The sequence below is a fragment of the Streptomyces sp. NBC_00620 genome, from assembly GCF_026341825.1.
In the GTDB taxonomy this organism is placed as follows: domain Bacteria; phylum Actinomycetota; class Actinomycetes; order Streptomycetales; family Streptomycetaceae; genus Streptomyces.
In genome coordinates, this window is record NZ_JAPENY010000002.1 from 1,535,165 (window position 1) to 1,558,805 (window position 23,641).

A 23,641-nucleotide genomic window follows, 5' to 3' on the forward strand; every position below is an offset into this window, starting at 1 on the left:
TCGGGGCGGGTCCGCGACGTGGGCCGTGGCCTTGGGCCCATTTTCACCCGGCAGGGCGTGATTCGCCAGGGCCGGGCCGCCTACTCGCCTCCGCGCATCAGGGTCTTGTCGAGGTGCTCGACGGCGCAGACCACGAGGTAGTACTTCTTGGCCCACAGCCCTGTGCTGCGCAGACCATGACTCCAGTACTGGTCGGAGCTGTAGTCGAACTCCTCCGGCGGGGCGTCCTTCGCGCACTGCTTGTCCGCCTCTTTGTCGGGGTCCTGGCCGGACGAGACGCTCTTGAGGTGGGTGATCTGCACGACCCGCCCCATGTGCTCCTTGTCGCAGGCGACCAGGTCGTAGTGCGTGTTCGCACGCGCGTCCCCGTCCACATGGCCGAGGCAGTCCTCCCGCTGTATCTGGGTCGCGTCCTCGAAGGTCATCCCGTACGGGCGCAGCTCGCCCAGCGGGCCGTACACCGGCCCGTGCTTCCCGACCAGCAGGCAGGCGACATTGCCGCCGGCGGCGTCGAAGCCCTCGCGCGTGGGCACCACCGCCATGCTCCGTACGTTCCACGCGAGTTTCCCCGCGGTCTTCTCCGTCAGCTCCTCGCACCGGGCCGCTCCCCGCTTGCTCGCCTCCTCGTACGAGGCGGTCTTGTACAGCGCCATCACCTGCCCGTCCGGGACCATGTCCTTGCAGCTCGGATCGAGCGTGAGCGGCGGCACCCCGGCCACGGAGGAGGGCGGCGGATCGCCCCGGACGCAGTCGCCCTTCCGGAGTGGTTCGGAGAGTCCGACCGTGCCGCCGTACGGTTTCACGGGCTTGTTCGCCATGGCGTACCAGACCCCGCCCGCGGCGAGGCCCAGCGCGAGGAGCAGCGCCGCAAGGCCTTGCAGCAGGAGGGGGCGTTTGCGGCGCCGCCTGCCCGAGGGGCCGGATACCGGAGTGGGCGGGCCTCCGGACCAGGGCGGGCCGTAGCCGTGACCGGGCTGCGGGGTGCTCGGGTTGCTGGGCGGCGGTGGGCCGAAGACCTGGCCCGGCCGTGAGCCGTACGTGGCCGGGGCGGCGGGTGCCTGGGACGTGGGGGCGTACGCGGGGTGGGCGGTGGGGGAAGGAGTAGGGGACGGAGTGGCGTGGGCGGGCGGGGTGTAGGGGCGGGGTGCGGCGAGGCCCTGGTCCTGGGCCGGGCCGCCGGAACTGCGGCCCGGTGGTGCCGCACCCGGCGGAAGCAGGCTCGCCGGAGTCCCGTCTGAGGTGACGAGCCCCGCCCAGGGCGGTTGCGACCCTCCGTCCACCTGGGTACTCGGGTGCGGCTGGGGCGTGATGATCCGCGCGAGCGCCGCCGCCGTGTCCTCCGCCGAGATCCGCTGCGCGGGATCCTTGGTCAGCAGTGCCTCGATGACGGGCCCCAGGGCACCGGCCCGCCGTGGCGGCGGCGGCTCCTCCAGGACCACGGCGGTGACCGCGGCGAGATCGGTGTCGCGGTCGAACGGACCGAAGCCCTCCACACCGAAGTACAGGGTGCAGCCCAGTGAGAAGAGATCGGCCGCCGCGGTCGGTGGCCCGCCCGTGGCACGCTCCGGCGCCAGATACCCGGCCGTGCCCACCAGGATGGACGTCAGGGTCCAGCGCGTCTCGGCGGAGTCCGGCTGGACGGAGATGCCGTAGTCGGTGAGCAGGACCCTGGAGCCGGGCGCGCCCGTGCGGTCCGGCGCGAGCAGGATGTTGGCGGGTTTGACGTCCCGGTGCATGATGCCGCGTTCATGACCGGCGGTCAGCGCGTCCAGGACCGCGAGGCCGATCCGGGCGCACTCGTCGGGGGCCAGCGGGCCGCGCCGGGCCAGCCGGTCGCGCAGGTCCTCCGCTCCCGCCACGTACTCCATCACGATCCACGGCAGACCCTCGTGCTCCAGGACGTCGTGCACGGTCACCACATGCGGGTGTCCCCGCAGCACCGCCGCGTGCCGGGCCTCGGCGCGGGCCCGCGCGATCCGGGACTCGTGTTCCTCACCGGCCCCCGGCGCCGAGCGGAACCTGATCTCCTTGAGCGCGACGTCACAGTCGAGCCGCCGGTCGTGGGCGAGCCAGACATGGCCCATCCCGCCGGAACCCACCTGGTCCGTGAGCTCGTACCGGCCGGCGATGATCCGGCCCACTCCCGACTGTGGTGATCCTTGTGCCATCCGGTCGCTCCCCGGGTTCTGCGCTGGTTCGTACGCGGGTCAGGACGGTGCACTCGACGCCGGTGCGCTGCCGGACGTCGGCTCGGCCGATGACGGTGCGGTCGCCGTCGGCCCGGTAGCTGTCGGGCCGGCCGAGGCGGACTCCGTTTTCGTGGGGGCGGCCGACGCGCTGGTCGGCATGCTGGGCGGAGGCGTACTCGGCGGCGTCTGACTGCTCGGCGGCGGTAACGAGCTCGTCCCACCGCCCGACCCCGACCCCGGAGGCGGCGACGTCCCCGGCGAGTCGGAGCCGCCGCCGGACGGTGATCCGCCGCCCGGCGACGAGGGGCCGGACGACCCGTTGGAAGGCACCGGTGACGTCGTACCGGGAGTGGGGCCGGATCCGCCCGGCCCGCTGCTGGATTCCCCCGGGCCGGTGCTGGACCCGCCGGGTCCGCTGCCGGACTCCCCGGGCTCGGTGCTCGATCCGCCCGGGCCCGTGGTGGCTCCTCCGGAGTCCGGGGGAGTGGTCGTGCCGCCGCCACTGTCGTCGGGTCCGCCCTGCACGGACAGCGTCACGGGCGCGCCCCACTCGAGCGTGCTGCCCTCGGTGGGCCGGGACGCGGTGACGAGGGCGTCGTCGGCGGGCAGGGAGTCGCCGTCGTACGTCATCACCAAGCCCGCGTCGGCCAGGCGCTGGGCCGCCGCGGCGAACGTCATCCCCGTGACGGCCGGAACCCTGAGTTCCGCGTGGGTGTCGAAGGACTTGTCCGCCTCGCCCTCGGTGCCGATCGGGCGGTTGATCCCGTGGTCGGGGTCATCGACGTCGACGAGCTGGAGCCGCTCGATCTTCTGGTCTCCGGGCGGCGGCTTGACGACCACGATGCGGTCCTGCTGATAGCCGGCCCACTTCTTGTTTCCGTCCTTGAACTGCACCGACGTCTTCTCGACGTTTCCCTCGTAGGGAAGGAGCGGATTACCGCAGGAGCACTTCACCGCGGGCAGTCCCTGCGGGTCGACCAGGATCGCGATTCCTGTCTGCAGCAAGGCGTCGAAGGGGACGGCCTTGCCGTCCTTGTACTCGTGATTCGTCACGAGAGTGTCGTGGCGCAGCACGACGGGTGTGAGATGATCGATATGCCCCGGGATCTCGTCCGTGCTGATATTCCGCACCCGCGCCCATTCCTGCGCCTTCGCGGAGTTCTTGCTGTCGGTGAGGAAGTTCTTGAGCTTCTCCGCATCGCAGGTGCCGGGTTTCGTCGAGCCGCCGAATTCACCGGTGGCCCCATCGTCATCACCCTGCCCCGACGAACCGTCGTCCCCGCCCGTCGCGCCGTCGTCCGCGCCGTCAGCCCCGCCGTCGTCTCCGCCGGTCGCGCCGCCGTACAGCCCCGGGCTGTTGCTGGCCTGTATGCCGCCGCTCGGGCGGGACTCGGGGAGGCTCATGTCCTTGCCGAGGCTGCCGTCCTCCGTGAAGAAGGGATTGGCCTGCGATATTCCAGCGGCAATGGCCCGTACCGCGGACAACTGTTCGGATTTGCTGCATCCGCTGACCATCAGCACGCCGACCAGCAGTAAAGCGATCCTGTGGGCCGCCGTTAATCCGGCCCTTTGCATGGACACGCGAAATGTCATGACCGCTCCCCCTGCGGTTTCCCCCGTGGACCCCGCGGGCCGGACAAGAGACCGGACGCGAGGCTTCGCCCCCATGCTACTGAATAGAAATGCGTTTCACGCAAGCTGAAAAAAGAAGGGAATTCAGCGACGGGAAGAACTGAAAGGATCAGTAGGGGATTCAGCGACTACGTGCGTTGAGTGAGGCCAGATAGGCGTTGTACGCCTCGAGTTCCTTGTCGCCGTCGCGGTCCGCGGCCCGGTCCGTGCGGCGGGCCTGCCTGCTCTCGGAGGCGTACCACTGGAAGAGCAGCGCGAGCAGCACGAGGACGGAGGGGATCTCGCTGAACGCCCAGGCGATGCCGCCCGCCGCGTTCTGGTCGGCGAGCGCGTCGATGCCGAGCGAGGCGGGCGGGTTCTTGTACGTCTCGACCATCGGCCCGGACGCCATCATCAGCGCGATGCCGAAGAAGGCGTGGAACGGCATGCCCGCGAACAGCTCCAGCATCCGGATCAGATAGCCGGGCCGCTGCGGCCCCGGGTCCACGCCCATGATCGGCCAGAAGAAGACCAGGCCGACGGCGAGGAAGTGGCACATCATCGTGATGTGCCCCACCTTGGAGCCCATCAGGAAGTCGAAGATCGGTGAGAAGTACAGCCCGTAGAGGCTCGCGATGAACAGCGGGATCGTGAATGCGGGGTGCGTGATGATCCGCATGTACCGGCTGTGCAGGAACATCAGCAGCAGCTCACGGGGCCCCTTGTCGCCACGCTTCGACGCGACCGGCAGCGCGCGCAGCGCCAGCGTGATCGGCGCCCCGAGCAGGATCAGGATGGGCGACAGCATGCTGATCACCATGTGCTGCACCATGTGCACGCTGAACATGACCATGCCGTAGTCGTTCAGCCTGGTGCACATCACGAGCATCACGGTCAGCACACCGATGACGAAGGAGACGGTGCGGCCGACCGACCACTTGTCGCCCCGCCGCGTCAGCCGCACGACCCCCCAGCCGTACAGCGCGAGCCCCACCAGGCAGGCGACGAGAAAGAACGGGTCCGCGGACCACTCGAGCCCCCGCCCCAGCGTGAACGGCGGCAGATCCATGGTCGTGCCGTGCCCGCTGTGATCCATCCGCCGGCTCCTGTTTCGTACTGGTTGTGCGCAGTCTGTCCGGACCAGAGTAGAACTGCCTCCGCAGCCGACAGTGACCGGGGCGCCCCTTTAGGGGCGCGGGGAACTGCGCGACAAGCCACGACGAACCCGCGGCCGCCAGAATCCTTAGAGCACGCACTCTGCTTCGGCGTACCGCTCATCCGGAACCGTCTTCAGCGTCTCCACGGCCTCCGCGAGCGACACCATCACGATGTCGGTCCCCCGCAGTGCCGTCATCTTGCCGAAGTCGCCCCGGTGCGCGGCCTCCACGGCATGCCAACCGAACCGGGTGGCGAGGACACGGTCGTACGCAGTCGGGGTACCGCCCCGCTGGACGTGCCCGAGGATCACCGGCCGGGCCTCCTTGCCGAGGCGCTCCTCCAGCTCCAGGGAGAGCTGGCGGGCGATGCCCGCGAACCGCTCGTGCCCGTAGACGTCCTTGCCGCCCTCGTCGTATTCCATCGTGCCCTCGCGAGGCTTCGCCCCCTCCGCGGCCACGACGATGGCGAACCGCTTGCCCGCCTCGAAGCGTTCGCCGACCTTGGCGGCCAACTCCTCGATGTCGAAGGGGCGTTCCGGTACGACGATGGCGTGGGCGCCCGCCGCCATGCCGGAGTGCAGCGCGATCCAGCCGGTGTGGCGACCCATGACCTCCACGATCAGCACACGCTGGTGGGACTCGGCGGTGGTCTTCAGCCGGTCTAGGGCCTCGGTCGCGACGCCGACGGCCGTGTCGAAGCCGAAGGTCACGTCCGTGACGGCGATGTCGTTGTCGATGGTCTTCGGCACGCCGACGATCGGCAGGCCGCTGTCCGAGAGGAGGCGGGCCGCCTTGAGGGTGCCCTCGCCGCCGATCGGGATGATCGCGTCGAGGCCGAGCTCCTCGACATGGCCCCTGGCCCGCTCCACGCCGTCACGCAGATGCGCGGGCTGGACCCGGGAGGAGCCGAGCATGGTGCCGCCGCGAGCCAGGATTCCGCTGACCGCGTCGAGGTCGAGCTTGAGGTAGTCGCACTCCAGGAGGCCTTTCCAGCCGTCCCGGAAGCCGATGACCTCGTCGCCGTGGTCGACGACGGCACGGTGCACGACGGACCGGATGACGGCGTTCAGACCGGGGCAGTCGCCGCCGGACGTGAGGACACCAATGCGCATAGCCCGAAATACCTTCTCAACGTGGGCCGGGAACCGGACCACGCTGTCCGGCTGGACCCCGCCACCCTAACGGCAGGAGGGGGCGGGGCAGCACTGTGCGTCCGCCTGCTGGACGACCCCGCTCACCTGTGCGGAAGGGCCGTCAGACGGGCTGGTTACGGCAGGTCGGACAGGAGGTGTACGACGGTCAGGCGGGCTGCTGGGCCGACGCGATGCGCTCGCTGCGCAGCGCCTCGTACCAGCGGTCGTCGATCGGAGGCAGTGCGTTCACGTCCAGCGCCAGCTTCAGCAGCAGATCCGCGATCTGCGGGTTCCGGGCGAGCACGGGCCCGTGCATGTACGTACCGAAGACGGTGTCGTTGTACGCGCCCTCGGTGCCGTCGCCCGTGCCGTTGCCCTTGCCGAGCCGCACGTTCGCGAACGGGCGCGCGGTGGGGCCGAGATGGGTGATGCCCTGGTGATTCTCGAAGCCCGTCAGCGGGGGCAGGCCCAGGCGCGGGTCGATGTCGCCCAGCACGTCACCGACGCACCGCTCGCCCTCGCCGCGCACGGAGGTCACGTCGAGCAGGCCGAGGCCCGGCTCGCGCTGCCCGAGGTCGTTGATGAACTCGTGGCCGAGGATCTGGTAGCCGGCACACACCGAGAAGACGATCGCGCCGTTGCCGACCGCGCGGTGCAGACCGCCGTCGCGGCGCAGCCGCTCCGCCGCGAGCCGCTGCGGCCGGTCCTCGCCGCCGCCGATCAGGTAGATGTCGCCGGAGGTGGGGATCGGCTGGTCGCTGCGTACGTCGAGACGGGCGACGTCGAGGCCCCGCTGGCGGGCCCGGCGCTCCACGACGAGGGCGTTGCCCTGGTCGCCGTAGGTGCTCAGCAGGTCCGGGTAGATCCACACGAGACGCAGGCTGTTGTCACTCATCTTCTTCGTCCTTCGTGGCTCAGTTGCCGACACGACGCCTCAGGTCCTGGAAAGCGGTGTAGTTCGCGACGACCTCGATGCGTCCGGGCGGCGCCAGTTGCACGGCCTGGTCGAGGGTCTCGCAGACCTGGAACTGCTGGTTCGCCACCTCCAGGCGCACCGCGAGGTCCAGTTTGCGGTCGCCGAGAACGAAGATCGGGTGCCCGGTGAGCTGGGTGTAGTCGACGTCCCACAGCCAGGAGGTGTCGGTGCCGTCGGCGCCGCGCGCGTTCACCGACAGGATGACCGGGGTCGGCGGCGGGTCGATCAGCGAGAACGTCTCCAGCCAGCCGGCGGGGTTCTTGGCGAGCAGCAGACGCAGGTCGCGCTGCATGAACTGCACCACGTCGTAGCGCCCGGCCACCGCCTGCACCTGGTACATGCGTTCCAGGGCGACCTGCGGTGGCACGCCGAAGACGGCGGCGACGGCGGCCGAGGAGGCGGCGTTCGCCTTGTTGGCGCGGCCCGGCAGCTGGAGGTGGATCGGCCAGGCGGAGCCGTGCGGGTCGAGGACGTGGTCGCCGGAGAGCGCCCAGCTCGGCGTCGGACGGCGGAAGCCGCACTCGCCGCAGAACCAGTCGTCACCGGGGCGCTGCATCACACCGCCGCAGGACGGGCAGGACCAGGCGTCGTCCTTCCACATCTGACCGGCGGCGACCCACACCACGTTGGGCGAGGAGGACGCGGCCCACACGACCAGCGGGTCGTCGGCGTTGGCGATCACGACGGCCTTGGAACCGGCCAGGCCCTCGCGCCAGTGCTCGGCCATCATCCGCGTCTCGGCGGCCCGGTCGAGCTGGTCGCGGGAGAGGTTGAGCAGCGCGATGCACTTGGGGTCGGTGTCGCGCGCGACACCGGAGAGGTACTTCTCGTCGACCTCGATGACCGCGTACTTGGCGTCCGAACCCCCGGCGAGCGCCGAGGTGATACCTGCGGGCATGTTGGCGCCCAGCGCGTTGGACACGACCGGTCCCGCGGCGCGCAGCGCCTCCGCGATCAGCCGGGTCGTGGTGGTCTTGCCGTTGGTGGCCGACACCAGGATGACGTCCAGGTGTGTGGCGAGCCGTGCGAGCAGGTCGGGGTCGAGCTTGAGTGCCACCCGGCCGCCGATCACCGATCCGCTTCCGCGTCCGGCGGCCCGCGAGACGGCCGCGGCCGCCTTGCCCGCCGTCACGGCCAGCTTGGCCCGCGGCGTCAGCGGGTCCGAGTTGCCTGACATCGTGTCCGATCCTCCTTGCGTACGCGCCGCGCCTCTGCCCCCGGCATCGTGTGGGCCTCAGCCTATCGAGATCCACTCACGTGCCCGAATCGCGGCACCTCTACGGTGCCCGCGCGACATTCGCGCGCCTCCCAGGACCGTACCCTTGCGGCCATGCGACACGGCTCCATCCCGGGCTCCCGAGGGCGCGTCCGGCCCATCACCCTGCTCGGCGACCCCGTTCTGCACGCGAAGTGCGCGGAGGTCACCGACTTCGGTCCCCAACTCGCCCGTCTCGTCGAGGACATGTTCGCGACGATGTACGCCGCCCAGGGCGTCGGCCTCGCCGCCAACCAAGTCGGCGAGTCCCTCAGTGTCTTCGTATACGACTGCCCGGACGACGAGGACATCCGTCACGTCGGCCATGTGGTGAACCCACGTCTCGTCGAGGCGGACGGCGTGGTCCTGCGCGGGCCGGAGGGTTGTCTGTCCCTGCCGGGCCTCGAGGCGGGGACCGAGCGGTACGACCACGCGGTCGTCGAGGGCTTCACCGTGGACGGCGACCGGTTGCGGGTGCACGGCACCGGCTGGTTCGCACGGTGCCTGCAACACGAGTGCGATCACCTTGACGGTGGGGTGTACGTGGACCGGCTCACCGGTTGGCGCCACCGCCGGGTGATGAGGCAGGCGGCGCGGGCGTCTTGGGGGCGGTGAGCTTTGGCGGTCGGCTGCGGGCAAGTGGGGGCCGGTCGCGCAGTTCCCCGCGCCCCTGAAGACGCCGGGTGCCGACAGCGCCCCTTCAGGGCGCGGGGAACTGCGCGACCAGCCACATACGGCCCGCAGCCGAAAGACGGCCGTCAGAACCCCGGCCCGCCAACCCTGTCCCCGGCGGCAGCCAACCGCCCCCACAGCAGATCAGCCAGACTCCGTACCAACTCGGCCCGGGAGCAAGGCCGTTCACCCAGCCACCAGTCTCCGGCCGCATGCATCATGCCGACGATCCCGTGCCCCCACACCCGCGCGAGCTGCTGGCTGTCGGGTCCGAGGTCCACCCGCTCCTCGATGACCTCCGCCAACTCCTCGCCCATGCGTCGGAGCAGCGGAGCGGAGTGCTTGCCCACGTCGAAGCCGGGGTCGCCCGGCTGGCCGCCCTCCGTGGGATGCATCAGGAACCGGTAGACCTGAGGGTGTGACTCGATGGCCGCCAAGTACGTGTCGAGCGTGGCCTCGACGCGCTCGCGGCGCTCGGCCGGCGCGTCGAGCGCGGCGCGCAGCGATCCGAGGAGGGCGTCGGTGTGCCGCTTGGCGAGAGCGGCGTAGAGTCCGCCCTTGTCGCCGAAGTGGCGGTACAGGATCGGCTTGGTGATGCCCGCCTCTGCGGCGATGGCATTCATCGAGGCTCCGGGACCGTCACGGAGCACCACTCTGTCTGCGGCCTCCAGCAGCTCGCGCCGTCGGCGTTCGGCGGACCTCTGCTGATCGGTCCGCTGTGTGGTGTCCATGGTCTCTCCCCACCCGTGCTGATTCGGTGACGCCTGCGCAAACTAACACTCAATGGCGCATGTGTATCGAACGGGCTGCCGAGCGCGGTTCGGGAGTTGACTTTTCCTACTGGTCAGTAACAGACTCCAGTTACCGCAAGTAACACTTTAGTGCATTGCTGGAGGGGTCATGGCCGAGTTCACGATGGAGCTCAACGACGATCAGAAGGAGGTCCGGGACTGGCTCCACGGTTTCGCCTCCGATGTGATCCGCCCCGCGGCCGCCGAGTGGGACGAGCGTGAAGAGACGCCGTGGCCGGTCATCCAGGAGGCCGCGAAGGTCGGCATCTACTCCCTGGACTTCTACGCGCAGCAGTACTTCGACCCCACCGGACTCGGCATACCGATGGCCATGGAGGAGCTGTTCTGGGGCGACGCGGGCATAGCCCTGTCGATCGTCGGCACCGGCCTCGCCGCTGTGGGCGTCCTCGCCAACGGCACCGAGGAGCAGATCGGCACCTGGATCCCCCAGATGTACGGCGATGCCAACGATGTCAAGGTCGCGGCCTTCTGCTCCTCCGAGCCCGACGCTGGCTCCGACGTGGCCTCCATGCGCACACGCGCCGTCTACGACGAGGCCAAGGAGGAGTGGGTCCTCAACGGCACCAAGACCTGGGCGACCAACGGCGGCATAGCCAACGTCCACGTCGTGGTCGCGGTCGTGGACTCCGAGCTCGGCTCCAAGGGGCACGCCTCCTTCATCGTCCCCGCGGGTACGCCGGGCCTGTCCCAGGGCCAGAAGTTCAAGAAGCACGGCATCCGCGCCTCGCACACCGCCGAGGTCGTCCTGGAGAACGCTCGTGTCCCCGGCTCCTGCCTCCTCGGCGGCAAGGAGAAGCTGGACGAGCGCCTCGCCCGGGCCCGTGAGCGTGCCAAGTCGGGCGGCGAGCGCGTGAAGAACGCGGCGATGGCCACGTTCGAGGCGTCCCGTCCGGCGGTCGCCGCGATGGCGGTCGGCACCGCGCGGGCCGCGTACGAGGTGGCCCTCGAGTACGCGATGACGCGTGAGCAGTTCGGGCGCCCGATCATCGACAACCAGGGGGTCGCCTTCCAGCTCGCCGACATGCGGACGTCGATCGACGCGGCACGCCTGCTGACCTGGCGCGCCTCCTGGATGGCGGTCAACGGCAAGCCGTTCACCGCGGCCGAGGGGTCCATGTCGAAGCTGTTCGCCAGTGAGACCGCGAAGAAGGTCACCGGGCAGGCGATCCAGATCCTCGGTGGCAACGGCTACACCCGGGAGTACCCGGTCGAGCGGATGCACCGCGACGCCGCGATCTACACCATCTTCGAGGGCACGAGCGAGATCCAGCGGCTCGTGATCGCGCGCACGCTGTCGGGGATGCCGATCCGCTAGGCGGCGCTCAGCGGTGCTTCAGAGGCGTGAGCTGCTCGATGTCGTACCGCGCCCGGAGCGCCTCGATCGCCGCGACGTCCGGCGGGCCGCCCGTGCCCAGGATCTCCAGGAGTTCCTCGAAGTACCGCTCGTGGTCCGGCGGCGGTGACGCCTGGAAGAACATCTTCGCGGGCGTCTCGGTCGGGTTGGAGAAGGCGTGCGGGCATCCCGGTGGTACGACGATGACCGTGCCCGGGGTCGCCCGCACCACCCGGGTGCCCGAACCCGACTCCCAGCGCTGCCAGTTGTCGGGTGTGCGCACCCGCGGCTCGAAGGCGAGGACGTCCAGCTCGCCCTCGAGGACGTAGAACAACTCCTCGCTGCGCGTGTGCACATGGGCGCCCACGTCGAAGCCGGGGGGCACCAGGACCTCGAAGGTGGACGCCATGCGCGAGTGCGAGCCGGTGACCTTGAACGTCACGTGCTGGGCCGGCGTCTGCACGACCCGGCCGTGACCGGGCGGTACGAGCAGCCCCTCGGACGCGGTCATCCGACGCTCACCACGTCACGGGCAGGGCCTCGGGCCCACGGATCAACGCGCCCTTCCTGAAGGGGACCTGCTCCGGCGGTACGGCGAGTCGCAGCCCCGGCACCCGGTCCAGGAGCGCGTCGACCATCAGCTCGGACTCCAGCCTGGCGAGCATCCCGCCCGGGCAGTAGTGCGGGCCGAAGCCGAACGACACATGCGGGTTCGGGTTGCGCGAGAAGTCGATCATCTCGGGGTCCGGGAAGACGTCCGGGTCGCGGTTGGCGGCCAGGTACGACACGTACACCGCGTCGCCCTTCCGGATCCGCACGCCATGGACGTCGACGTCCTCCATGGCGATCCGGGAGAGGCCGACGGCGCTGCGGTGCGGGATGTAGCGCAGCAGCTCGTCGATGGCCTGGGGCCGGATCGCCGGATCGGCGCGGAGCTGTTCGGCCAGCTTGGGGCGGGTCATCAGGATGAAGAACATCTGCCCGCTGTTGTTGGTGACCGCCTCGCCGCCGATCTGGAGGAGCACGGCGAGGCCGACGGCCTCCTCCATCGTGATCTCGTCCCGGCCCACGGCCGCGCCGAGCAGTGAACCGACGTCCTCGCCCGTGCTTCCGGCACGCTCGCCGATGAGCTTCGTGAAGTACGCGCCCATCTCGTTCTTGGCCTTCTCGCTGACATCGGCGCCGTGCGAGGAGGACAGGATCAGCTGGGTCCAGGTGTGCATGCTGTGCCGGTCGGCGGCCGGGACGCCCATCAGCTCGCAGATGACGGCGATGGGGAAGGGGCTCAGGATCGCCTCGGTGAGATCGGCGGGCGAACCGGTGTCGAGCATCTCGTCGACGAGTTCGTCGAGCATCCGCCGTGCGCTGTCGCGCAGCCGCTCGACCCCGCGCGCCGTGAAGGCCGCGGCCACCGAGCGGCGCAGCCGCGTGTGGTCGGGCGGGTCGAGGAAGCCGACCGCGCCCGCCGAGGGGATGAAGTGCGGGGCGAGCCGGGTGACCTGCCGCCCCATGACGGCCTCACGGCTGAAGCGGGAGTCGTTCGTCACCATGCGGACGTCGTCGTACCGCGTCACCAGCCATGCCCAGCCGTCGCCGTTGGGCAGCTGGATCCGGGTGACCGGGCCCTCGCGCATCAGCTCGGTCAGAACCGGGTCGAAGTCCACGCCGGTCAGGTTGAGCGCGGGCCAGTGGCGGACCGGCGGCAGGGCCTCGGTGATCGTCTTCTCGGTCATCCAGGTCACGTCGTTTCGTTGGTTGCGTTGCTCCAGCGGCCCAGGGACATCTCCGCGGTGATGCCGGGGCCGAAGCCCGCGAGCATGCCGCGCGCGGCATGCTCCGCGCCGCCCTCGTCGAACAGCCGGCGCAGCGCGTCCAGGACGACGGCGCTGGCGATGTTCCCGTACTCGGTGAGGGTGGCCCGGCTGAACCGGAATGCCTCCGGCGGGACCTCGAGGAACTTGCTGAGGTCGTCCAGGATTCGCGGGCCACCGGCGTGGATGATGTAGAAGTCCAGGTCGGAGGCGTTCCAGCCGTGTTGGCGCGCGAGGTTGTGGAGCGCCGGGGCGAGCGGCTCCATGGTGGCCGGCACCCGCTTGTCCAGCAGGAAGTGGAATCCCGTGGCGCGGACGTCGTACATGATCCAGTCCTCGGTCTTGGGGATCAGGTACGAGGCGTTGCGCTCCAGCTTGATGCCCGTGCCGCCCTTTCCGCGGACGACTGCGGCGGCGATGCCGTCGCCGAACAGGCCGTTGCACAGCAGCGAGCCGACGCCGAGGTCGGTGGGCTGGTAGCAGAGCGAGCAGAACTCGCAGGCCACGATGAGTGCGTTGGCCTCGGGGTAGGCCGAGCAGAAGTCGTGCGCCCGGTTGACCGCGGCGCCGCCGGCCGCACAGCCCAGCTGGGCTATGGGTATCTGGCGGGTGTCGCTGCTGAAGTCCATCGCGTTGATCAGCCAGGCCGTGAGCGAGGGCATCATGAACCCGGTGCACGACACGTAGATGATCACGTCGATGTCGGTGGTGAGGAGCTCGGCGTCGTCCAGCGCCCGCTGCACGACGGCGGGGACGCGGGCCTTCGCCTCGTTCCCGTAGACCCTGTTGCGGTCCTCGAAGCCCGGGTGCTTGAGGGTCTCCTCGATGGGCTGCACGATGTGCCGGGTACGAACCCCGGTGTTCTCGATCAGCCGCAGGGCCAGGGGGAGTTGGGGGTGGTCGGCGTGACGGGAGCGTGCCAGCTCCAGCGTCTCCTCCATTGTGATCACGTACTCGGGGACTGAGACCGCGGGTCTGCACAAAGTCGCCATGAGGAAGCGCCTACTTTCGCCTTCCGGGGAACCGTTCGTCCCCCGGCGGAAGGGTGGTTCCCCCACGATCACCCGGCAGGGCGCGGATATCTCGTCGGATTACGCCAGATCGGGGACATGGCACGACAAGTGGGATCCTGATCCAAGGAGCTCGGCGACCGCCGCACCGAAGGGGTACGCGATGACACGGACGGCCAGTGACCTGCGGGGGAGCATCACCGGGAAGCTCGCCCCCGACCCCCATGCCAACCGGCTTCTGCCCCTGATCGCCCGGGGCGCGGCGCAGCGCTCCACACTCGCCGCGCTCGCCCTCGAACAGCGCCATGTGATCGCCGGGGACCGCCGCGCGTTCCTGCATCTGGCGCAGCGGCCGGACGCCGGGCCCGAGAGTGCGGCCTTCTTCGCCATGCTCGCTGAGGGTGAGGCTCTGGCCGAGGACCGGCTGGGCGCGTACACCGCCGCGTGCGGGGCCGATGAGGCACTGGCGGCCGCGTACGAGCCGCTCGCGGACTGCCTGAGCTATCCCGCGTACGTCGCCTGGCTGGCCCTGAACGGTTCACCCGCCGACGTGGTGCTCGCGCTGAGCGCCAACTTCGCGGCGTGGGGCGGCTATTGCGCGACGATCGCGGAGGCCCTGCGCCGCCACTACGGCTTCGAGGACGAGGCCTGCGGCTTCTTCGACTTCTTCGCCGAGCCCGCGCCGGAGTTGGAGCGGAAGGCACTGGCGGCCGTGCAGGCGGGGCTGGACGGCGGGCGGGTCGACGAGGACGAGGCGTACCGGTACGGCCGCCTGCTGCAGGGCTGCGAGGCGAAGTTCTGGCACGCGTTGTGGGAACTCGACGGGCGACCGGGCTGACACGGCGTCGACTGACGCCGTGTCGATTGGGCGGGGTCAGTCGGACGTCGTCCCGCTGCTGTGCGCGATGCAGGCCACGTCGATGCGGTCGGCGAGCTTGGCGAGTTCGATCGTGAGCGCCGCCACTGTGTCCTCGTCGAGCCCGTCCTGGCCGGCCTCCACCAGATGCAGCCACCGGCCGCCCACCGTGCGCAGCAGTTTGCTGACGTCGGCGGCCGCGACCTGCAACGTGCCGCGGTCGTCGACGATCAGAGGCAGGGTCACTTCGCGGTTCACAGGGGGGATCGTAACCGCGGAACGCTCACGCTCCGTGCCATACGGTGGTGATGTTGCAGAACTCGCGGATTCCGTGCCCCGACAGTTCACGCCCGTAGCCGGATCGCTTCACCCCGCCGAACGGGAACGCGGGGTGGGACGCCGTCATCCCGTTGACGAACACGCCACCCGCCTCCAGATCACGGACGAACCGGTCCACCTCGGCCCCGTCGCGCGTCCACACGTTCGAACTGAGTCCGAACGGTGTGTCGTTGGCGAGAGCCACCGCTTCATCCAGGTCAGCCACCCGGTAGAGGGTCGCGACGGGCCCGAAGGCCTCCTCCTGGTGGATGCGCATCTCGGGTGTGACGTCGGCGAGGATCGTCGGCGCGTAGTACCAGCCGGGCCCGTCAGGACGTTCCGCGCCGCAGAGGACCGTCGCACCGGCCTCGACCGCGTCGTCGACCAGTTCCTCCAGGTCACCGCGGCCCTGTTCGGTGGAGAGCGGCCCGACGTCCGTGTCCTCGTCGAGCGGGTCGCCGACCTTCAGAGCCTTCATGCCGGCCGTGAAACGTTCGGCGAAGGCGTCGAACACGTCCGTGTGCACGATGAACCGCTTGGCGGCGATGCACGACTGCCCGTTGTTCTGGACACGCGCCGTCACCGCGGTCCTCGCGGCCCGGTCGAGGTCGGCGGACGGCATGACGACGTACGGGTCGCTGCCGCCCAGCTCCAGCACCGTCTTCTTGACCTCGTCCCCGGCGACGGAGGCCACCGCACGTCCCGCCGGTTCACTCCCGGTGAGCGTGGCCGCCTTGACGCGCGGGTCGCGCAGGATGTCCTCGACGGCGCCGGAGCCGATGAGCAGCGTCTGGAAACAGCCCTCGGGGAAGCCCGCGCGGCGGAAGAGGTCCTCCAGGTAGAGGGCGGTCTGCGGCACGTTCGAGGCGTGCTTGAGCAGGCCCACGTTGCCCGCCATCAGCGCGGGCGCGGCGAACCGGATCACCTGCCACAGCGGGAAGTTCCACGGCATGACGGCGAGGACCGGGCCCAGCGGGCGGTAGCGCACGAGTACCCGGGAGGCGCCGGAGTCCTTGACATCGGCCTCGGCCGGCTCCTCGTCGGCGAGGAGTCCCTCCGCGTGGTCGGCGTACCAGTGCATCGCCTTCGCGCACTTCGCGGCCTCCGCGCGGGCCTGCTTGACCGGCTTGCCCATCTCGGTGGTCATCACCCGGCCGATCTCCTGCTGGTCCTCTTCGAGAAGGTCGGCGGCCTTGTGGAGCAGCCGCGCCCGCTCGGCGAAGGAGGTGCTGCGATGGGTGCGGAACGCGGCCTCGGCGGTCGCGAGCCTGCGCTCGATCTCCTCGGCGCCCAGGGCGTCGTACGTCTTGAGCGTCTCGCCGTTCGCAGGGTTCACCGTCGCGATGGGCATGGCCGACCTCCTGAAGCTGGCTGTTCCTCGACCCTCCCGCGCGCCGGGGTGCGGCGCAACGTGGAGGGCGTGCTTGCGAACCGGAGTCGCACCGGCTCTCACCCCGTGTGCTCCATCAGCCGGTCCAGAAACCCCGCCTGCGCCTTCACGATCAGCTCCCGGGCCCGTTCCAGGCCGAGCCACTCCACCCGGTCCAGCTCGGGGAACGCCTGCCGGCGGTCCGACTTCGGTGGCCACTCCATCTCGAAGGTGCCGGGGACCACGGTCGCCGGATCGAGATCGGCCTCGATCGCCCAGGCCGTGACGATCTTGCCGCTGCTCTGCCGGACCTCGCCCAGGGGCAGGGCCTCGCCGTCGGGCGGCGGCAGCCCCAGCTCCTCCTGGAACTCGCGGCGCGCGGCCTCCCAGGCGGTCTCGTCCGGCTCGTACTCGCCCTTGGGCAGGGTCCAGGCCCCGGCGCCGCGTCGCGCGAAGAAGGGGCCGCCCATATGGCCGAGCAACACCTCAAGGCCGTTGTCCGTGTGCCGGAACAACAGCAGTCCGGCGCTGCGTTTGGCGGTCGTCACGGGGTCACCTCCGGGTGCGCGGCGAGCAGGGTCGCGACCGTGTCGGCCTCGGCAGGGGTCTTGTCCTCGCGGTAGCGCACGACGCGGGCGAAGCGGAGGGTGACGCCGGCCGGGTAGCGGGTGGACTTCTGGAGGCCGTCGTACGCGATCTCGACGACGAGTTCGGGTCGTACGGTCACGACGTGGCCGTTGTCCTCGACGGCCAGCTCCCTCAGCCGCTCGGTCTGCCAGGTCAGCATCGCGTCCGTCATGCCCTTGAACGTCTTGCCCAACATCGCGAAGGACCCGTCCTCGTTCCGCGCGCCCAGATGCAGGTTGGACAGCTTCCCGGTGCGCCGCCCGTGCCCCCACTCGGCCGCGAGAACCACCAGGTCCAGAGTGTGCACGGGCTTGACCTTCAGCCAGGAGGCACCGCGCCGGCCCGCGCTGTAGGGGGCGTCCAGGGCCTTGACGACAACTCCCTCGTGTCCGCGAGCGAGCGTGTCCGCGAGGAACTTCTCCGCCGCGGCGAGGTCTCCGGGACCTGCCACGAGCGTGCGCCGCACCCGCAGCGGCTCCGGCACCAGCCGCGCCAGTTCCGCGTGCCGCTCGGTGAACGGCAGGTCCAGCAGGTCCTGCCCGTCGACGGACAGCGCGTCGAAGAAGACGGAGGAGACGGGCACCGCTTCGGCGGCCGTGGCCACGTCCACGCGAGAGCCCACGCGCCCGGCGATCTCCTGGAAGGAGCGCGGGCGCCCGTCCGCGTCCAGGGCGATGACCTCGCCGTCCAGGATGAACCGCTCGCCCTTCAACTCCAGTGCGGTGGTGGTGAGTTCGGGCAGCCGGTCGGTGATGTCGTCGAGGGTGCGGGTGTAGATCCGGACGTCGTCGCCGTCGCGGTGGACCTGTACGCGGATGCCGTCGAGCTTCTCCTCGACCGCGCAGGAGCCGAGCTTGTCGACCGCCTCGGACACTGAAGCGGCGGTGTGCGCCAGCATCGGCAGCACCGGTCGGCCGACGGTGAGCCGGAAGCCGTCCAGCGCCGCCGGGCCGTGCGAAAGCAGCGCCTGCGCCACTGTCTGCAGCGATCCGGCGAGCATCACCGCCCGTCGTACGTCCCCGGCGGGCGCGCCGGTCGCCTGGGCGAGCCCCTCGACCGCGACCGCGTCCAGCGCGCCCTGCCGGACCTCACCGGTGAGCAGCCCGTACAGGAAGCGCTGCTCGCCCTCGGTGGCCGCCGCCATCAACTCACCCACCAGGCGCGCTCGTTCGGCCTGCGATCCGGTGCCGGAGACCTCGCCGAGTGCGGTGAGCCGGGCGTCCACCTCGCGGACGGTCAGCGTCGGTTCCGACGCGGGGGAGACGGGCGTACTGAGGATCTTCCAGCCGATGCCGAGGCGCCCCTGTGGGAGGCGGCCCGCCAGATACGGGATCACGATCGGCACGTCGTCCGCGTCGGCGTCCCGGAAGAGCTCGGCGAGCAGAGCGGTCTTCCGGGAGCGCGCCGAGGTGGCGGCGACCTCCTGGGACACATGGGCGAGCCGGCTCAGCAGCATGCAGCCATGGTGCTACGGAGCCGGCCGCTCTACACGCGCACGGCCGCGTCGAGGTCCGCGAAGAGCAGGTCCGCGTTGATCATGGCACCCGCCCGGTAGCCGCCGCTCGCCGCGTTGACGACCTGTTCCGAGAACCCCATCGCGTTGCCCGCCGCCCACACGCCGGGCACGGTCGTCCGGCCGGTCTCGTCGACCACGGGATACGAGCCGAACGGAGTCTCCCGCAGCTCGGCGCCCAGCCGCTCGAGGAGACCGGTGCGCGGCACCGCGCGGGGCGCGACGAACAGCACCGAGCGGTCGTGCACCGTGCCGTCGCCGAGCCGTACGCCCGTGAGGCGGTCGTCGTCGACGACCAGCCCCGCGACCTCGCCGGGCACCACGGTGACCCCGGCCGCGGCGAGCCGGCGCAGGTCGTCATCGGTCAGCTCGTCTTCGGCGACCGTGTGCAGGAACAGCGTCACGTCCTTCGACCACTGGCTGACCATCAGCGCCTGGTGCACGCTCATGGAGGTGGTGGCCAGCACGCCGAAGGCCTCGTCGCGGACCTCCCAGCCATGGCAGTACGGGCAGTGCAGCACGTCCCGCCCGAAGCGCTCGGCGACACCGGGAACCGACGGCAGTTCGTCGGCAAGCCCGGTGGCGACGACCAGCCGCCGCGCGTGCACGGTGCGCCCTTCCGCCAGCGTCACGTCGAACTCCCCGATGCCGTCCGGGACCACGTCCACCGCACGGTCCCGGACCAGGTCGACGCCGTACCGCTCGATCTCCCGGCGCCCCTCGGCGAGGAACTCGGCGGGCGGCATGCCGTCCCTCGTCAGATAGCCCTGCATGTGCGCGGCGGGCGCGTTGCGCGGCTCGCCCCCGTCGACGACCAGGGTGGAGCGCCGGGCGCGCCCCAGGACGAGTGCGGCCGACAGTCCTGCCGCGCCGCCGCCGATGACGATCGCTTCGTACCTCTCGGTCATGGTGACCACCTCCATGACGAAGGTCCCTCGAAGGTGGCAAGATTGACAAATGGCTTTGCCGATTCTGCAATATGGAGATGGTCGGGATGAGCGGCATGAGCGGGATGAGTGATGCGGGCATGAGCGAGGATTCCCATACGGACTCCCAGGAGGGCACGCGGCCGGACGACGTCCTGGCCGAGGTCGGGCCGCGGCTGCGGCGGATCAGGAAGGAGCGGGGGGCGACGCTCGCGGGCCTGTCCGAGGCGACCGGCATCTCCGTGAGCACGCTCTCGCGCCTGGAGTCCGGTTTGCGCAAGCCCAGCCTGGAGCTGCTGCTGCCGATCGCCCGAGCCCACCAGGTGGCGCTCGACGAGCTGGTCGGGGCGCCGCCGGTGGGCGATCCGCGCGTCCGCTCCAAGCCGATCGTCCGGCACGGTCGGACGTACTGGCCGCTGACTCGGCAGCCCGGCGGGCTCCAGGCGTTCAAGGTGCTCGAACCCGTGCGCAGGATGGAGCCGGAGCCGCGGACCCATGAGGGCTACGAATGGCTGTACGTGCTCTCCGGGCGGCTGCGGCTGGTGCTCGGCGACCATGACGTCGTACTCGGTCCGGGGGAGGCGGCGGAGTTCGACACCCGGGTACCGCACTGGTTCGGGTCGACGGGCGAGGGGCCCGCGGAGTTCCTGAGCCTCTTCGGTCCGCAGGGGGAGCGGATGCACGTCAGGGCGCGGCCCACCCGGGCGTGACGGACGCGACTGTTCCCTGATCGGCAAGCGACCGCTTAGTATGCCTGTGAGCCCGGTCAGACGAAGAAGTCCCGTGGAGGCCCCGCATGCAGGCATGGCAAGTGCACCAGAACGGCGAGCCGGGCGAGGTGATGCGCCTCGACGACGTGGAGCGGCCGGTGCCCGCCGAGGGCCAGGTCCTGCTCAAGGTGCGCGCGGCGAACATCAACTTCCCGGACGCGCTGATGTGCCGTGGGCACTACCAGGTCAGGCCGCCGCTGCCGTTCACGCCCGGCGTGGAGATCTGCGGCGAGACCGAGGACGGCCGCCGCGTGCTCGCCAACCCCGCGCTGCCGTACGGCGGTTTCGCCGAGTACGCCGTCGCGGACGGAGCCGCCCTGCTGCCCGCGCCGGACGCCCTCGACGACGCCGAGGCGGCAGCCCTGCACATCGGCTACCAGACGGGCTGGTTCGGTCTGCACCGGCGCGCGGCACTCGAGGCCGGCGAGACCCTGCTCGTGCACGCGGCGGCCGGCGGCGTCGGCAGCGCCGCCGTGCAGCTCGGCAAGGCCGCGGGCGCCACGGTCATCGGCGTCGTGGGCGGGGCCGACAAGGCCGCCGTCGCCCGCGAACTGGGCTGCGACGTCGTCATCGACCGGCGCGCCGAGGACGTCATCGGCGCCGTGAAGGAAGCCACCGGCGGCCGGGGCGCCGACGTGATCTACGACCCCGTCGGCGGTGAGGCCTACACACAGTCCACCAAGGTCGTCGCCTTCGAGGGCCGGATCGTCGTGGTGGGCTTCGCGAGCGGGTCCATTCCGAGCCCGGCGCTGAACCACGCCCTCGTGAAGAACTACTCGATCCTCGGCCTGCATTGGGGCCTCTACAACACCAAGAACCCGAAGCTGGTCCAGCACTGCCACGAGCGGCTCACCGAGCTGGCCGCGCGGGGCGCGATCAAGCCGTTGGTGAGCGAGCGGGTGCCGCTCGGCGGTGCGGCTGCCGCAGTGCAGCGGGTCGCCGACGGTGTCACGACGGGCCGCGTCGTCGTGGTCCCCGCGCTCGGGAACGGAGAAGCCGTATGACTGACGCCGCCGAACTGCGCCGCCTCACACAGGACTTGCTGGCGGCGTACCCGCCGCTTTCGACCGACCGGCTGGACTTCCTCAAGGCCCGCTTCGACGCCGGACTCGCCTGGGTGCACTACCCCGAAGGCCTCGGCGGACTCGGCGCCCCGCGCTCCCTCCAGGCCGTCGTGGACGCCGAGTTGGAGGCCGCGGGAGCGCCCGACAACGACCCGCGGCGCATCGGCATCGGCCTCGGCATGGCCGCACCGACGATCCTCGGCTTCGGCACGGAGGAGCAGAAGCGCCGCTTCCTGCGCCCGCTCTGGGTCGGCGAAGAGGTCTGGTGCCAGCTCTTCAGCGAGCCCGGTGCCGGTTCCGACCTCGCGGCACTCGGCACGCGCGCCGTCCGTGACGGCGACAACTGGGTGGTCAACGGCCAGAAGGTGTGGACGTCCAGCGCCCACCTCGCCCGCTGGGCCATCCTCATCGCCCGCACCGACCCGGACGTACCCAAGCACCGCGGCATCACGTACTTCATCTGCGACATGACCGACCCCGGCGTCGAGGTGCGGCCACTGCGCCAGATCACCGGCGAGGCCGAGTTCAACGAGGTCTTCCTCACCGACGTGCGCATCCCGGACGCGCACCGCCTCGGGGAGATCGGCGACGGCTGGCGGGTCGCGCAGACCACGCTCATGAACGAGCGCGTGTCCATCGGCGGCATGCGCATCCCGCGTGAGGGCGGCATGATCGGCCCGGTCTCCAAGACCTGGCGCGAGCGCCCCGAACTGCGCACCCACGACCTGCATCAGCGGCTGCTGAAGCTGTGGGTCGAGGCCGAGGTCGCCCGGCTCACCGGCGAGCGGGTGCGCCAGCAGCTCGTGGCGGGCCAGCCCGGCCCCGAGGGCTCCGGACTGAAGCTCGCCTTCGCCCACCTCAACCAGGAGATCAGCGGCCTGGAGGTCGAACTCCTCGGCGAGGAGGGCCTGTTGTACGAGGACTGGACCATGCGCCGACCGGAGCTGGTCGACTTCACCGGCCGCGACGCCGGCTACCGCTACCTCCGCTCCAAGGGCAACAGCATCGAGGGCGGGACCAGCGAGGTACTGCTGAACATCGTTGCCGAACGCGTGCTGGGCTTGCCCTCCGAGCCACGCACCGACAAGGACGTCGCATGGAAGGACCTGGCGCGATGAGCGACCTGCTGTATTCGGAGGAGGAAGAGGCGCTGCGGGCAGCCGTTCGCGACCTTCTCACGGACCATTGCGACGCGGCGGGCGTCATCGTGCGGACCGAGTCGGACGCGCCGCTCGACCGCGAACTGTGGAAGGCGCTCTCCGACGGGATGGGCCTCGCCGGTCTCCTCGTGCCCGAGTCGCAGGGCGGCCAGGGCGCCACGCACCGCGAAGTCGCCGTGGTTCTGGAGGAGTTGGGCCGAGCGGTCGCGCCCGTGCCGTATCTGACGAGCGCTGTCGTCGCGACCGAGGCACTGCTCGCCTGCGAGGGCGAGGAGTCCGCGGAGCTGCTGGGCGCGCTGGCGTCCGGACGGACGGTGGGTGCGCTCGCCGTCTCCCTGTCCGTCGCACCGGGCGGCGCCTACAAGGACGTACGGCATGAAGACGGGTCCCTGTACGGGGAGTTGACCGGCATCGCCGACGCGGTGGCGGCCGATGTGTTCCTGGTTCCGGCAGCGGACGGCGGTCTCTACGCGGTGGACGCGGACGCCGTCACCGTCACGCCGCAGGTGTCCCTGGACCTCACCCGGCCGGTCGCCATGGTCGCCTTCGAAGGGGCGCGGGCCCGTCGTGTGGGCGCTGCCGAACCTGCCGTACGGCGGGCTCTGCGCGCCGGTGCCGGCCTGCTCGTCTCCGAGCAACTCGGCCTGGCCGACTGGTGTCTGACGGAGACCGTCCGCTATCTGAAGGAGCGGAAGCAGTTCAACCGGCCCGTCGGCGGCTTCCAGGCGCTCAAGCACCGGCTCGCACAACTGTGGCTGGAAGTCGTGCACGCGCGCGCCGCCGCCCGGAACGCAGCCGACGCGCTCGCCACCGGCAGTGAGGACACCGACGTGGCGGTCGCACTCGCCCAGGCGTACGCGGCGCCCGTCGCCGTCCACGCCGCCGAGGAGGCCGTCCAGCTGCACGGCGGCCTGGGCATGACGTGGGAGCACCCCGCCCACCTCTACCTCAAGCGCGCCAAGGCGGACTCGATCGCGTACGGCACGGCGGGCGCGCATCGCGAGGCGCTGGCGGGGCTCGTCGACCTCCAGATGCCCTGACGTAGGCCGTAGTTCCCAACAGGCCCGCCCCCAATTCCG

At 70.6% G+C, this 23,641-nt stretch carries 22 protein-coding genes; 7 read left to right on the forward strand and 15 right to left on the reverse strand.

Translation table 11 applies throughout. The features are described 5' to 3' along the window. Positions 1-80: 80 nt before the first annotated feature. The 6 genes from OG246_RS26215 to OG246_RS26240 all read right to left on the reverse strand — a co-directional run bounded on the left by OG246_RS26215 (position 81) and on the right by OG246_RS26240 (position 8,243). Positions 81-2,168, reverse strand: coding sequence for a serine/threonine-protein kinase (locus tag OG246_RS26215; protein WP_266468506.1), 2,088 nt, complete (start codon positions 2,166-2,168; stop codon positions 81-83). A 39-nt stretch (positions 2,169-2,207) separates the two neighbouring features. Then, complete coding sequence (locus OG246_RS26220; RefSeq protein WP_266468510.1) at positions 2,208-3,782, reverse strand: DUF6777 domain-containing protein; 1,575 nt, start codon at positions 3,780-3,782, stop codon at positions 2,208-2,210. Between the two features lie 160 nt (positions 3,783-3,942). Further along, on the reverse strand, positions 3,943-4,896 hold the full coding sequence (locus tag OG246_RS26225) for a cytochrome c oxidase assembly protein (protein ID WP_266468513.1): 954 nt from the start codon (positions 4,894-4,896) through the stop codon (positions 3,943-3,945). Between the two features lie 147 nt (positions 4,897-5,043). After that, positions 5,044-6,069: a 6-phosphofructokinase gene (locus OG246_RS26230; protein ID WP_266468516.1), complete on the reverse strand. Its 1,026-nt coding sequence runs from the start codon at positions 6,067-6,069 to the stop codon at positions 5,044-5,046. Between the two features lie 187 nt (positions 6,070-6,256). Beyond that, positions 6,257-6,985, reverse strand: coding sequence for a type 1 glutamine amidotransferase (locus OG246_RS26235; protein WP_266468522.1), 729 nt, complete (start codon positions 6,983-6,985; stop codon positions 6,257-6,259). A 19-nt stretch (positions 6,986-7,004) separates the two neighbouring features. After that, a complete protein-coding gene (locus OG246_RS26240) occupies positions 7,005-8,243 on the reverse strand; it encodes a MurT ligase domain-containing protein (protein WP_266468526.1) in 1,239 nt (412 codons plus the stop codon). 153 nt (positions 8,244-8,396) lie between these two features. Between OG246_RS26240 and def the strand changes: the two genes are divergently transcribed. Next, positions 8,397-8,936, forward strand: coding sequence for a peptide deformylase (def, locus tag OG246_RS26245; protein WP_266468530.1), 540 nt, complete (start codon positions 8,397-8,399; stop codon positions 8,934-8,936). A gap of 143 nt (positions 8,937-9,079) precedes the next feature. Here the strand turns inward: def and OG246_RS26250 are convergent, their stop codons facing one another. Then, positions 9,080-9,724: a TetR family transcriptional regulator gene (locus OG246_RS26250; protein ID WP_266468534.1), complete on the reverse strand. Its 645-nt coding sequence runs from the start codon at positions 9,722-9,724 to the stop codon at positions 9,080-9,082. Positions 9,725-9,893: 169 nt separating this feature from the next. Between OG246_RS26250 and OG246_RS26255 the strand changes: the two genes are divergently transcribed. Then, positions 9,894-11,120: an acyl-CoA dehydrogenase family protein gene (locus OG246_RS26255; protein ID WP_266468537.1), complete on the forward strand. Its 1,227-nt coding sequence runs from the start codon at positions 9,894-9,896 to the stop codon at positions 11,118-11,120. A 7-nt stretch (positions 11,121-11,127) separates the two neighbouring features. On the opposite strand, the gene OG246_RS26260 is transcribed toward OG246_RS26255, so the two are convergent. The 3 genes from OG246_RS26260 to OG246_RS26270 are packed head-to-tail and all read right to left on the reverse strand — an operon-like array spanning position 11,128 to position 13,941. After that, positions 11,128-11,649 (reverse strand): cupin domain-containing protein, encoded by a 522-nt coding sequence (locus OG246_RS26260; protein ID WP_266468540.1) that lies wholly within the window; start codon positions 11,647-11,649, stop codon positions 11,128-11,130. Positions 11,650-11,656: 7 nt separating this feature from the next. Beyond that, positions 11,657-12,871 carry a cytochrome P450 gene (locus OG246_RS26265; RefSeq protein WP_266468544.1) on the reverse strand — a complete coding sequence of 405 codons (1,215 nt, stop codon included), beginning with the start codon at positions 12,869-12,871 and terminating at the stop codon, positions 11,657-11,659. A 5-nt stretch (positions 12,872-12,876) separates the two neighbouring features. Further along, positions 12,877-13,941: a type III polyketide synthase gene (locus tag OG246_RS26270; RefSeq protein WP_266468549.1), complete on the reverse strand. Its 1,065-nt coding sequence runs from the start codon at positions 13,939-13,941 to the stop codon at positions 12,877-12,879. 181 nt (positions 13,942-14,122) lie between these two features. Here OG246_RS26270 and OG246_RS26275 point away from each other — a divergent pair, with 181 nt between their 5' ends. After that, positions 14,123-14,797: a transcriptional regulator gene (locus OG246_RS26275; protein ID WP_266468552.1), complete on the forward strand. Its 675-nt coding sequence runs from the start codon at positions 14,123-14,125 to the stop codon at positions 14,795-14,797. Between the two features lie 36 nt (positions 14,798-14,833). Here OG246_RS26275 and OG246_RS26280 read toward each other — a convergent pair whose 3' ends face one another. The 5 genes from OG246_RS26280 to OG246_RS26300 form a co-directional block, all read right to left on the reverse strand. Further along, complete coding sequence (locus OG246_RS26280) at positions 14,834-15,073, reverse strand: DUF6213 family protein (RefSeq protein ID WP_266468554.1); 240 nt, start codon at positions 15,071-15,073, stop codon at positions 14,834-14,836. Between the two features lie 25 nt (positions 15,074-15,098). Further along, positions 15,099-16,484: an NADP-dependent succinic semialdehyde dehydrogenase gene (locus OG246_RS26285; RefSeq protein ID WP_266468557.1), complete on the reverse strand. Its 1,386-nt coding sequence runs from the start codon at positions 16,482-16,484 to the stop codon at positions 15,099-15,101. Between the two features lie 98 nt (positions 16,485-16,582). After that, on the reverse strand, positions 16,583-17,050 hold the full coding sequence (locus OG246_RS26290; RefSeq protein WP_266468561.1) for an NUDIX domain-containing protein: 468 nt from the start codon (positions 17,048-17,050) through the stop codon (positions 16,583-16,585). Then, positions 17,047-18,585 (reverse strand): ATP-dependent DNA ligase, encoded by a 1,539-nt coding sequence (locus OG246_RS26295; RefSeq protein WP_266468564.1) that lies wholly within the window; start codon positions 18,583-18,585, stop codon positions 17,047-17,049. The genes OG246_RS26290 and OG246_RS26295 overlap by 4 nt, the downstream gene beginning before the upstream one ends. 29 nt (positions 18,586-18,614) lie before the next feature. After that, a complete protein-coding gene (locus OG246_RS26300; protein WP_266468568.1) occupies positions 18,615-19,550 on the reverse strand; it encodes an NAD(P)/FAD-dependent oxidoreductase in 936 nt (311 codons plus the stop codon). 119 nt (positions 19,551-19,669) lie between these two features. On the opposite strand from OG246_RS26300, the gene OG246_RS26305 reads away from it, so the two are divergent. The 4 genes from OG246_RS26305 (at position 19,670) to OG246_RS26320 (ending at position 23,602) form a co-directional block, all read left to right on the forward strand. Continuing rightward, positions 19,670-20,278, forward strand: a complete 609-nt coding sequence (locus tag OG246_RS26305) for a helix-turn-helix domain-containing protein (protein WP_266468571.1) — start codon at positions 19,670-19,672, stop codon at positions 20,276-20,278. Positions 20,279-20,364: 86 nt separating this feature from the next. Beyond that, the gene (locus OG246_RS26310) at positions 20,365-21,342 is read left to right on the forward strand and encodes an NADPH:quinone oxidoreductase family protein (RefSeq protein WP_266468574.1); all 978 of its coding nucleotides are present in this window, start codon (positions 20,365-20,367) and stop codon (positions 21,340-21,342) included. Then, positions 21,339-22,520, forward strand: coding sequence for an acyl-CoA dehydrogenase family protein (locus OG246_RS26315; protein WP_266468577.1), 1,182 nt, complete (start codon positions 21,339-21,341; stop codon positions 22,518-22,520). The genes OG246_RS26310 and OG246_RS26315 overlap by 4 nt, the downstream gene beginning before the upstream one ends. After that, positions 22,517-23,602 carry an acyl-CoA dehydrogenase family protein gene (locus tag OG246_RS26320; RefSeq protein ID WP_266468580.1) on the forward strand — a complete coding sequence of 362 codons (1,086 nt, stop codon included), beginning with the start codon at positions 22,517-22,519 and terminating at the stop codon, positions 23,600-23,602. Before OG246_RS26315 ends, OG246_RS26320 begins: the two co-directional genes overlap by 4 nt. The last annotated feature ends 39 nt before the right edge of the window (positions 23,603-23,641 follow it).

Coding starts and splice junctions, on each gene's coding strand:
- OG246_RS26240 (WP_266468526.1), bottom strand. CDS start 8,243: ATGTCAGGCAACTCGGACCCGCTGACGCCGCGGGCCAAGCTGGCCGTG.
- OG246_RS26215 (WP_266468506.1), bottom strand. CDS start 2,168: ATGGCACAAGGATCACCACAGTCGGGAGTGGGCCGGATCATCGCCGGC.
- OG246_RS26265 (WP_266468544.1), bottom strand. CDS start 12,871: ATGACCGAGAAGACGATCACCGAGGCCCTGCCGCCGGTCCGCCACTGG.
- OG246_RS26260 (WP_266468540.1), bottom strand. CDS start 11,649: ATGACCGCGTCCGAGGGGCTGCTCGTACCGCCCGGTCACGGCCGGGTC.
- OG246_RS26300 (WP_266468568.1), bottom strand. CDS start 19,550: ATGACCGAGAGGTACGAAGCGATCGTCATCGGCGGCGGCGCGGCAGGA.
- OG246_RS26320 (WP_266468580.1), top strand. CDS start 22,517: ATGAGCGACCTGCTGTATTCGGAGGAGGAAGAGGCGCTGCGGGCAGCC.
- OG246_RS26220 (WP_266468510.1), bottom strand. CDS start 3,782: ATGACATTTCGCGTGTCCATGCAAAGGGCCGGATTAACGGCGGCCCAC.
- OG246_RS26225 (WP_266468513.1), bottom strand. CDS start 4,896: ATGGATCACAGCGGGCACGGCACGACCATGGATCTGCCGCCGTTCACG.
- OG246_RS26305 (WP_266468571.1), top strand. CDS start 19,670: ATGAGCGAGGATTCCCATACGGACTCCCAGGAGGGCACGCGGCCGGAC.
- OG246_RS26255 (WP_266468537.1), top strand. CDS start 9,894: ATGGCCGAGTTCACGATGGAGCTCAACGACGATCAGAAGGAGGTCCGG.
- OG246_RS26310 (WP_266468574.1), top strand. CDS start 20,365: ATGCAGGCATGGCAAGTGCACCAGAACGGCGAGCCGGGCGAGGTGATG.
- OG246_RS26285 (WP_266468557.1), bottom strand. CDS start 16,484: ATGCCCATCGCGACGGTGAACCCTGCGAACGGCGAGACGCTCAAGACG.
- OG246_RS26230 (WP_266468516.1), bottom strand. CDS start 6,069: ATGCGCATTGGTGTCCTCACGTCCGGCGGCGACTGCCCCGGTCTGAAC.
- OG246_RS26270 (WP_266468549.1), bottom strand. CDS start 13,941: ATGGCGACTTTGTGCAGACCCGCGGTCTCAGTCCCCGAGTACGTGATC.
- def (WP_266468530.1), top strand. CDS start 8,397: ATGCGACACGGCTCCATCCCGGGCTCCCGAGGGCGCGTCCGGCCCATC.
- OG246_RS26275 (WP_266468552.1), top strand. CDS start 14,123: ATGACACGGACGGCCAGTGACCTGCGGGGGAGCATCACCGGGAAGCTC.
- OG246_RS26250 (WP_266468534.1), bottom strand. CDS start 9,724: ATGGACACCACACAGCGGACCGATCAGCAGAGGTCCGCCGAACGCCGA.
- OG246_RS26315 (WP_266468577.1), top strand. CDS start 21,339: ATGACTGACGCCGCCGAACTGCGCCGCCTCACACAGGACTTGCTGGCG.
- OG246_RS26295 (WP_266468564.1), bottom strand. CDS start 18,585: ATGCTGCTGAGCCGGCTCGCCCATGTGTCCCAGGAGGTCGCCGCCACC.
- OG246_RS26235 (WP_266468522.1), bottom strand. CDS start 6,985: ATGAGTGACAACAGCCTGCGTCTCGTGTGGATCTACCCGGACCTGCTG.